2 protein-coding genes are annotated in these 10,597 nt (G+C 64.2%); both read left to right on the forward strand.

Translation table 11 applies throughout. The features are described from left to right. Nucleotides 1–164: 164 nt before the first annotated feature. Nucleotides 165–9,464, forward strand: a complete 9,300-nt coding sequence (locus KCG88_RS00230; RefSeq protein ID WP_210711462.1) for a non-ribosomal peptide synthetase — start codon at nt 165–167, stop codon at nt 9,462–9,464. Between the two features lie 70 nt (nt 9,465–9,534). Continuing rightward, the gene (locus KCG88_RS00235; protein ID WP_047288044.1) at nt 9,535–10,593 is read left to right on the forward strand and encodes a TauD/TfdA family dioxygenase; all 1,059 of its coding nucleotides are present in this window, start codon (nt 9,535–9,537) and stop codon (nt 10,591–10,593) included. The last annotated feature ends 4 nt before the right edge of the window (nt 10,594–10,597 follow it).

Here is a 10,597-nt window from a genome sequence, read left to right on the forward strand (position 1 = left end):
TTATTAAAGAGAAGGTCCTGATTTGACGAGCCGCACGCCCTGGAATTTACCGATCGCAGCGGCGCCGCAGTGCTGCGCCCACGGTTAATTTTTCCCCTGGCCCATCCGTTTCGTAGGGATAGCCGAGCCAACGCTCGATACCCAACATGTACGGATGAACCCAGATGAACGCTGAAAAGTCCCTGAAACTTGCTCGCCGGTTTATCGAGCTGCCGCTGGAGAAGCGGCGGTTGTTCCTCGACGGACTGCGAGCTGAATACATCGACTTTTCGCTGTTTCCGATCCCCGCCGACGTGGTGGTCGAGGACCGCCACGCGCTGTCCTACGCCCAGCGGCGCATGTGGTTCCTCTGGCAGCTGGATCCGCAGAGCGGCGCCTACAACCTGCCCGGGGCGGTGCGCCTCACCGGCGCGTTGAATCGCTCGGCGCTGGAGCAGGCCTTTGCCAGCCTTGTCGCCCGTCACGAAACCCTGCGCACGGTGTTCAAGCGTCATGCCGACGACCGCCTGGAGCAGGCGCCTGCGGATATTTCTCTGCCTGTGGAGTTCCTGGATCTGAGTGATATCGATGCACCTGGGCGCGAGCAGGCCGTCGCGGCCGAGGCCCAGCGCCAGTCGCTGCTGCCGTTCGATCTGGGCAGCGGGCCGCTGCTGCGGGTCAAGCTGCTCAAGCTCGGCACCGAGGAGCACGTACTGCTGCTGACCCTGCACCACATCGTCTCTGATGGCTGGTCGATGAACGTGCTGATCGACGAGTTCATCCGCTGCTACGACGCCTTCGAACGAGGTGAGACACCGCGACTGCCGCCGCTGCCGATCCAGTACCGCGACTATGCCCTGTGGCAGCGTCGCTGGCTGGAGGCCGGTGAGCAGGCGCGGCAGCTTGAATACTGGCAGGCCCGCCTGGGGGACGAGCATCCGGTGCTGGAACTGCCCATTGATCATCCGCGCCCGGCGATGCCCAGCTATCGCGGCACCCGTTATGACTTCGCGATAGAGCCGCAGTTGGCCGAACAGCTGCGGGCCCTGGCAAAACAGCACAATGTGACCCTGTTCATGCTGTTGCTCGGCGCCTTCAACGTGCTGCTGCACCGCTATACCGGCCAGGGTGATATCCGTGTCGGCGTACCCATTGCCAACCGCAATCGCGCGGAAGTCGAGGGGCTGATCGGCTTCTTCGTCAACACCCAGATACTGCGCACCGAGCTTGGCGGCCAGACCCGGGTCGGCGAGTTGTTGCAGGCGGTCAAGGAAGCCGCCCTGGGTGCCCAGGCCCACCAGGACCTGCCGTTCGAGCAATTGGTGGAAGCCTTCAAGCTGGAGCGCAGCCTGAGCCATACGCCGCTGTTCCAGGTGATGTACAACCATCAGCCGCAAGTGGCGGACATCAGTACCGTGCAGACCGCCTCCGGGCTGGAGCTGGGGGTAGTGGAATGGCAGAGCCGCACTACCCAGTTCGACCTGACCCTGGACACCTACGAAAAGTCCGGCAAGCTGCATGCTGCCCTGACCTATGCCAGCGACTTGTTCGACGCCGCCACCATCGCCCGCATGGCGCGCCATTGGACCGCGTTGCTGCAAGGCATGCTGGGCGATGCTGAACAGCGCATTGGCGAGTTGCCGCTGCTCGATGCCGAGGAGCAGCAAACCCTGGTGCACGAGTGGAATGCCACCCGGGTCGCTTACCCCACCGGGCAGTGCATGCACCAACTGATCGAAGCCCAGGCCCGGCGCACCCCCGAGGCCTGCGCCCTGGTGTTCGGCGAACGGCAACTGAGCTATGGCGAACTGGATGCCCGGGCCAACCAGTTGGCACGTCTGCTGCGTGAACAGGGCGTGACGGCGGATGGGCTGGTGGGGATCTGCATCGAGCGCTCCATCGAGATGGTCGTGGGCCTGCTGGCGATCCACAAGGCCGGTGGCGCCTATGTGCCGCTGGACCCGGAATACCCCCAGGACCGCTTGGCCTACATGATCGAGGACAGCGGCATCCGCCTGCTGCTGACCCAGAGTTCGCTGGTACCGTTGCTGGCGGTTCCTGGTACTCAGGCCCAGGGGCTCAAGGTCATCACCCTGGACCAGGAGCAGGACTGGCTGGATGCCTATAGCGACAGCCCGTTGCAACTGCCGCTCGATCCGCTGAACCTGGCGTACGTGATCTACACCTCGGGTTCCACCGGCAAGCCCAAGGGCGCCGGCAACAGCCATGCGGCGCTGGTCAACCGCCTGTGCTGGATGCAACAGGCCTATGGCCTGGACGCCAGCGACGCGGTGTTGCAGAAAACCCCGTTCAGCTTCGATGTCTCGGTGTGGGAGTTCTTCTGGCCGCTGATGACCGGCGCCCGTCTAGTGGTGGCCGCCCCGGGCGCCCATCGTGAGCCGGAGCGGCTGATCCAGACCATCACCGAGCAGCAGATCAGTACCCTGCATTTTGTGCCGTCGATGCTCCAGGCGTTTATCCACGACAGTGGCGTGAGCGCCTGCACCAGCCTCAAGCGCATTGTCTGCAGCGGCGAGGCGCTGCCCCTGGATGCCCAGCAGCAGGTGTTTGCCCGACTGCCGAACGCTGGCTTGTACAACCTCTATGGCCCGACCGAAGCGGCGATCGACGTCACCCATTGGACCTGCGTCGATGAGGGCGCCAGCAGCGTGCCCATCGGCCGGCCGATCGCCAACCTGCGCACCCATGTACTGGATGCGCAGCTACAGCCGGTTCCGGCGGGTGTCGCTGGCGAGCTGTATCTGGGAGGCATTGGTCTGGCGCGCTGCTACCACCGACGTCCGGCGCTGACTGCCGAGCGCTTTGTGCCTTGCCCTTTTCATCAGGGCGCGCGGCTGTACCGCACCGGTGACCGAGTGCGCCAGCGTGCTGACGGCGTGATCGAGTACCTGGGGCGTCTGGACCATCAGGTCAAGCTGCGCGGACTGCGTATAGAACTGGGTGAAATCGAGGCCCGGCTGATGCAGCACCCCGGTGTACGCGAGGCTGTGGTGCTGGTGCAGAACGCCAAGCACCTGGTGGCGTATCTGGTGCTACAAGAGGCAGGGCTTGCCGAGGCGTGGCGCGATGAGCTCAAGGCTTGGCTGGCCGGCAGCTTGCCAGAGTACATGGTGCCCCATCATCTGCTGGCCCTGGAGCGCCTGCCGGTGACCGCCAATGGCAAGCTCGACCGCAGAGCCTTGCCGCTGCCAGAGGCGGCACAGCAGCTGACCTACGTGGCTCCGGAAAACACCATGCAGAAGGCCTTGGCTGGGGTCTGGCGCGATGTCCTGGGGCTGGACCAGGTGGGCCTGGACGACAACTTCTTCGAGCTTGGCGGTGATTCGATCATCTCGATTCAGGTGGTCAGCCGCGCCCGTCAGGCCGGGATTCGCCTGGCCCCCCGGGACCTGTTCCAGTACCAGAGCGTGCGTAGTCTGGCTCAGGTTGCGGTCCTGGACGATCTGCCGCAGATCGACCAGGGGCCGGTGGCCGGCGAGGTCCCGTTGACCCCGGTACAGCACTGGTTCCTGGCCCAGGAGGTGCCTCGACCCGGGCACTGGAACCAGTCGTTGCTGCTCGATCCGCGCCAGCACCTGCAGCCGCAGCTGCTGCAGGCGGCGCTGCTGCACCTCGTCAATCATCACGATGCATTGCGCCTGCGTTTTGCTTTCTCGCCGCCTGGCTGGCAGCAGGCGTACGCCGAGCCCGCTGGCCATTTCGACCTGTGGCAGCGCCGGGTAGCGGATGATCAGGCTCTGGCGGCGTTGTGCGATGAGGCCCAGCGCAGCCTGGACCTACAGGCTGGCCCCCTGATGCGCGCAGTTCTGCTTGCGCACGAGTCCGGCCGCCAGCAACTGCTGTTGGTGATCCACCACTTGGTGGTGGATGGCGTGTCCTGGCGTGTGCTACTGGAAGACCTGCAACAGGTCTACCGGCAGTTGGCAGAGGCTCGGCCACTGCAACTGCCGCCCAAGACCAGCGCCTATCAGGCATGGGCTCGCCGTCTGCAGGAACATGCGCCACAGTGTGAGGCCGAGCTGCCCTACTGGCTGGCGCAGCACACCGGGGCGGTCGATCTGCCCTGCGACAACCCCGCGGGCGGTTTGCAGAACCGGCATGGGCGCAAGATCGAGTCGCGATTGCCGACGGGCTTGACCCAGCAACTGCTGCAACAGGCCGCGAGCGCCTATCGCACCCAGGTCAACGACCTGCTGTTGACCGCCCTGGCTCGCGTATTGTGCCGCTGGACCGGACAGCCTTCGGCGCTGATCCAGCTGGAGGGGCATGGGCGTGAGGACCTGTTTGATGAACTGGACCTGACCCGCACCCTGGGCTGGTTCACCAGCCTGTACCCGGTGCGCTTGCAGCCTGCAGAGCAGGTCGGAACCGCGATCAAGGGCATCAAGGAACAATTGCGCGCGATTCCCGGCAAAGGGCTGGGCTACGGCTTGCTGCGCTACCTGGGCAGTCCGGCCCAGCGTCAGGCCCTGGCGTCTTTGCCGGAGCCGCGGATCACCTTCAACTACCTGGGCCAGTTCGATCGCCAGTTCGACGAGCAGGCGCTATGGACACCGGCCCGCCAGAGCTGCGGCCAGGCCCAGGACCCACAGGCTCCTCTGGCCAACTGGCTGACCCTGGAGGGGCAGGTCTTTGGTGGCGAATTGGCTTTGCAATGGGGCTACAGCCAGGAGATGTTCAGCGACGCCAGTGTACAGCGGCTGGCTGATGACTACCTTGCCGAGCTGCATTCGCTGATCGAGCACTGCTGCGGCCTGGCCCAGGCCCAGGCTACGCCCTCGGACTTCCCGCTGGCGCGGATTTCCCAGCAGCAGCTCGACGAGCTGCCGGTGCCCGCGGCCGCGATCGAGGACCTTTACCCGCTGACGCCAATGCAGCAGGGCATGCTCTTTCATACCCTCTACGAACCCCAGGAGCAGGCGTACATCAACCAGTTGCGCCTGGACATCCAGGGCCTTGATCCGCAGCGCTTTGCCGATGCCTGGCAGGGCGCGCTGGACCGCCACCCGATCCTGCGCAGCAGCGTGCACTGGGAAGGGCTGGACACGGCTCATCAATTGGTCAGAAGCCAGGTCAAGGTACCGTTGCAGATACTGCAGGCGGCCCCGGTGGATCTCGACCTGTTGGCCGAGCAGCAGCGCCGCCAAGGATTCGAGCTGCACCGGGCGCCGCTGCTACGCCTGTTGCTGGTGCCACTTGGAGATAACAGCTGGCACCTGATCTACACCTGCCATCACCTGCTGTTGGATGGCTGGAGCAACGCCAGCCTGCTGGCCGAAGTGATCCAGTTGTACGCCGGCGCGCAGTTGCCGGTTGCCCCGGGTCGCTATCGTGACTATCTGGGCTGGTTGCACAAGCAGCCGGCCCAGGCTGCGCAACAGTTCTGGAGCCAGCGGCTGCAAACGATGGACTCGCCGACCTTGCTGGCCGATGCGGTACGCAAGCCGGTATCGGGCAGTGGCCATGGACAGCACCTGGAAGGGTTCGATCAAGCCATGACGCAGCGCCTGGCAAGCTTCGCCCGGCAGCAGAAGGTCACCCTCAACACCTTGCTGCAGGCCGCCTGGGCGTTGTTGCTGCAGCGTTACTGCGCGCAGCGGTGCGTGATCTTCGGGGCCACCGTGGCGGGGCGTTCGGCGCCGCTACCGGGTATCGAACAGCAGTTGGGGCTGTTCATCAACACCTTGCCGATCATTTGCCAGCCCCGCTCGGAGTGCAGCGTGGGGCAATGGCTGGAGCAGATGCAGGAAATCAATCTGGGCCTGCGCGAATACGAGCATGTGCCGCTTTACGAGGTCCAGGGCTGGGCCGGGCAGCAAGGCACGCCGTTGTTCGACAGTCTGTTGGTGTTCGAGAACTTTCCGGTCGCCCAGGCGCTGAAGGAGGGGGCGCCAGCAGGTCTGAAGTTTTCCGGCCTGGCCAACCACGAACAGACCAGCTACCCGCTGACCCTGGGCATCGAGTTGGGCGAGCACCTGAGCCTGGACTTCAGCTATGAGCGCAGTCGTTTCAGTGCCGATCAGGTCCAGGGCTTTTGTGCCCAGTTGCGGCATTTGCTGGAGCAGTTCATGGATGATCCCGGCACGGCGCTGGGGGCGCTGCAATTGCTCACCGAGCCGGTACGCCAGGACCTGCTGCAGCGCAGCGAAATGGGCGAGCTGATGGGCTCGCAGGCCTTGCTGGTGCACCAGAGGATCGCGGCGCAGGCTGCGGCCACGCCCGAGGCGCTGGCACTGGTGGTCGATGCCGAACGTCTGGACTACGGACAGTTGAACGCCCAGGCCAACCGCCTGGCTCATTGCCTGCAGGCCCAGGGGATTGGCCCGGGGGATCGGGTCGGCCTGGCGCTCAAGCGCGGGCCGCAACTGATCGTCAGCTTGTTGGCAGTGCTCAAGAGTGGCGCGGCCTATGTGCCGCTGGACCCGCAATACCCGCAAGAGCGCCTGGCGTTCATGATCGCCGACAGCCGCCTGAGCCTGCTGCTCAGCGATACCGGTTCCTGGGCCGCGAATCTGTTGCCCGACAGCGTGTTGCACTGGGACCTGCCGAGCCTTGCGCAACGATTGAGCCAGTGCTCTAGCGCCGATCCGCAGAACAGGGCCTGCCCGCAAGACCTGGCCTACGTGATCTACACCTCGGGCTCCACCGGGGTCCCCAAGGGCGTGGCCATCGATCACCGGGCCTTGTCGGCGTTCTGCGAGGCAGTGGCGGATTACTCGGCGCTCACCGCCACCGACAAGGTGCTGCAATTCGCCACCTTCAGCTTCGACGGTTTCGTCGAGCAGTGTTACCCGGCCCTGTGCCTCGGCGCGGCCCTGGTAATGCGCGGTGACGAGCCCTGGGCTGTGGAGCAGCTGGCTGCGGTGATCGTCAGCCAGGGCGTGACCCTGGCCGACCTGCCGGCGGCTTACTGGCACTTGCTGGCCAAGCAATGCATGGCTGACGGTATCCGCAGCCTGGGGCGCCTGCGCCAAGTGCATGTTGGCGGCGAGGCGATGTCGGTGGAGGGCTTGCGCCTGTGGCACGCCGCAGGCCTCGGGGCCGTGCGCCTACTCAATACCTACGGCCCGACCGAGGCCACGGTGGTCTCCAGTGTCCACGACTGCCGGGAACAGGATGCCAGCGAGGTCTACGGCATCCCGATCGGCCAGCCGATCATCGGCCGCGCCCTGCGGATCATCGATGGCGATGCCAATCTGCTGCCCGAAGGCGGCACCGGCGAGCTGTGCATTGGTTCTGCGTCGAGCCTGGCCCAGGGCTATTTCGATCGCCCCGGGCTGACCGCCGAACGCTTCATCCCCGACCCCTTTGCCCGTCAGCCCGGCGCCCGGCTGTATCGCAGTGGCGACTTGGCGCGTTACAACCCACAAGGGGCGATCGAGTACATCGGCCGCATCGATCATCAGGTGAAGATCCGCGGCTTCCGCATCGAACTGGGGGAAATCGAGGCGCGCCTGTCGGCTCGGCCGGATGTGCGTGAGGCGGTGGTGTTGGCCGTGCCGGCCAACAACGGTATGCAACTGGTGGCCTATGTGGTGCCCTCTGCGTTGCCTGGAGATACCAACGACGGCCTGGGCGATGCTCAGGCACAGGCCGAGCGTTGCGCGCTGATCAAGGCCGGGCTCAAGGAAAAGCTGCCGGATTACATGTTGCCGAACCACGTTCTGCTGTTGCCGCGCCTGCCGCTCAATCCGAACGGCAAACTGGACCGCAAGGCCTTGCCCAAGCCTGATTTGAGTGCCCTGCAACAAGCGTATGTGGCCCCCCGCAGCAAGCTGCAGCAACAAGTGGCGGCGATCTGGCAGAAGGTGCTTGAGGTTGAGCAAGTCGGCTTGCAGGACAACTTCTTCGCTTTGGGCGGGCATTCGCTGCTGGCCACTCAGGTCATCAGCCGGGTGCGGCATGAACTGGGCTTGCAGGCCGCGCTGCGGACCTTGTTCGACGCGCCGGAACTGCAGGCCTTTGTCGCCGCCCTGAGCGCCGGCGATGTTCCAGCATCGGCTCCGGCCCTGCTGCGGGTGGATGACTCGCGACCGCAGCCGTTGTCTTTTGCCCAGCAGCGCTTGTGGTTCCTCTGGCAGTTGGAGCCGCAGAGTTCGATGTACAACATTGCCCGGGCCCTGGAGCTGCGTGGAGAGCTGGATATCGGCGCGGTGCGGCAGGCTTTTGATTCGCTGATGCAGCGGCATTCGGTATTGCGCACTACCTACAGCGAGGTCGAAGGCGAGAGCTGGCAGCACGTCCATCGCTACCTGCCGCTGTCGTTCGCGTTCGATGACCTGTGCGCCTTGCCATTGGCCGAGCGCGAAGCCACGGCCCAACGGCATCTGCAGCAACAGGCCGGGGAGCCTTTTGACCTGATCGCCGGTCCGCCGATGCGTGTACGCCTGCTGCGGCTGGAGCCGCAACGCTACCTGCTGCTCATGACTGTGCATCACATCGTCGCCGACCATTGGTCGTTCGGCATTCTGCCGGCCGAGTTCGTGAGCCTGTACCAGGCTCATCGAACCGCCATTGCCAGTCCGTTGCCGGAGCCGGCCCTGCAATACGTGGATTTCGCCGTTTGGCAGCGCAAATGGCTCGAAGGCGGTGAACTGCAGCGCCAGCTCGATTACTGGCGTGAAGTCCTGGGCGATGACCATCACCTTACGCGCTTGCCCGCCAGTGCCACGGTGCAGCCCGGGCAGGCGCCTTCACCCTTGTGCGATCTCCATGAGTTCCATTTTTCGGCTGCCCAGAGTGAGGCGCTGCGCACCTTTGCCAGTGCCCAGGGCGTGACTCTGTACATGCTGTTGCTGGCAGGTTTTGCCTTGGTGGTGGGCCAGCGCAGTGACAGTTCACGGGTTCGTCTGGGGACCGATATCGCCAACCGCAATCACGCTGGCGTTGAAGATCTGGTGGGCTTCTTCGTTAACCAACTGGTATTGCAGATAAGTGTCGAGGAACAGCAGTGCGTCAGCGATTTGCTGCAGGTGACACGGAGTACGGTGATCGGTGCCTCGGATCACCAGGACCTGCCTTTCGAGCGCCTGGTGGAGGCGCTGCGGGTGGTCCGGCGCGCCGGTCGTTCGCCGTTGTTCAGCATCAAGTTCATCTATCAGGAAAGCCTTGACCAGCCGTTGTCGATCGACGGCCTGGACGTGCAGCCGGTGGCTGCCGGCAGGGCCGCGGCGGAGCTGGACCTGGTGGCCGAGTTCGTCAATGCGCCACAGGGCATCTACCTCGGCCTGAAATGCGATGCAGGGCTCTATACCGCGCCAGACATGGCGTGCCTGTTCGAGCAGTTGCAGGCGGTGTTCGAGCTGATGGTGGTCGATACCCAGGCGCCGTTGGCGGCGTTGCTGAGCAAGGCACGGGATATCCAATACCTGCGTGAGCGGGACCAGTTGCAGCAGCGCCAGGCCTTGCTCAAGCAACAGCACCCGATCCAGCGCCGCCGTCCAGGGCGCGTGCCGGTCGAGTGAAGCCAGTTATTGAAGAGTCATGCAGGCGCGTGCGATCGCCGCGCCTGATACCGCGAATCGGAGGTGGGTAATGTCGAAATTCGAGTCTCAAGCCATACCGGCATTGGGCAAAGGACGGCGCAAGAGCTTGAGCCTGGACCAATCCAGCCTGGTGACGTTCACGCCGCTGTTCGAGAACAGTTCGATTCCTCTGTTATGTACGCCGAACGTTCCCGGCGTGGGCCTGGCGCAGTGGGCGGGGGAAAACCGTGAGCTGCTCCAGGAAAAGCTCGATCGGCACGCGACGTTGTTGTTCCGCGGTTTCGCGGTGCAGGACATCAACGAATTCAACCAGTGCGTCGATTCGATTTCCGGTGGTGCCCTGGAGTACCTGTTCCGGGCTTCGCCGCGGACCCAGATCACCAAGAAGCTGAATGTCTACAGCTCCACCGACTACCCGGCCGTGGAAAAGATCTTCCCCCATAACGAGCACTCCTATTCCCCGGTATTTCCACTGCATCTGTATTTCTACTGCGATGTGCCATCGACCACCGGCGGCGAGACGCCATTCGGCGACACCCGGCATTTGCTGGCACGAATCGATCCGCAAGTGCGCGAGGAATTCCAGCGCAAGCGCGTGCTCTATGTGCGCAACTACGGTGATGGCATGGGGCTGCCCTGGCAGACCGTGTTTCAGACCGAAGACCGCGCCGAGGTCGAGGCCTATTGCGCGAAGATCGGAGTGGCCCCGGAGTGGAAATCCGGCAACCGCTTGCGCACTCGGCAACAGGGCCCGGCCATGGTCCGGCATCCACGTACGGGGGAGAGCGTGTGGTTCAACCACGCGACTTTCTTCAATGCCCTGACCCTGCCAGAAAGCATCCGCGACAGCCTGCTGGCGGAGTTCGCGCCCGAGGACCTGCCGCAAAACACCTTCTTTGGCGATGGCAGCCCGATCCCCGATGACTACATCACCCATCTGCAACAGCTCTATCGCGAGGTGATGGTGGAGTTTCCCTGGGAGAAGGGCGACGTCGTGATGCTCGACAACATCCTCACCCTGCATGCCCGCAACGAATATTCAGGCCCGCGCAAAATACTCACAGCCATGGCCGTCCCGCTGAAAAGCATCGACGTGGCCATTGGTTAAGGAC

Origin of the sequence: Pseudomonas sp. MWU349, assembly GCF_017947325.1 — a bacterium.
Lineage (GTDB): Bacteria > Pseudomonadota > Gammaproteobacteria > Pseudomonadales > Pseudomonadaceae > Aquipseudomonas > Aquipseudomonas protegens.

Coding starts and splice junctions, on each gene's coding strand:
- KCG88_RS00235 (WP_047288044.1), top strand. CDS start 9,535: ATGTCGAAATTCGAGTCTCAAGCCATACCGGCATTGGGCAAAGGACGG.
- KCG88_RS00230 (WP_210711462.1), top strand. CDS start 165: ATGAACGCTGAAAAGTCCCTGAAACTTGCTCGCCGGTTTATCGAGCTG.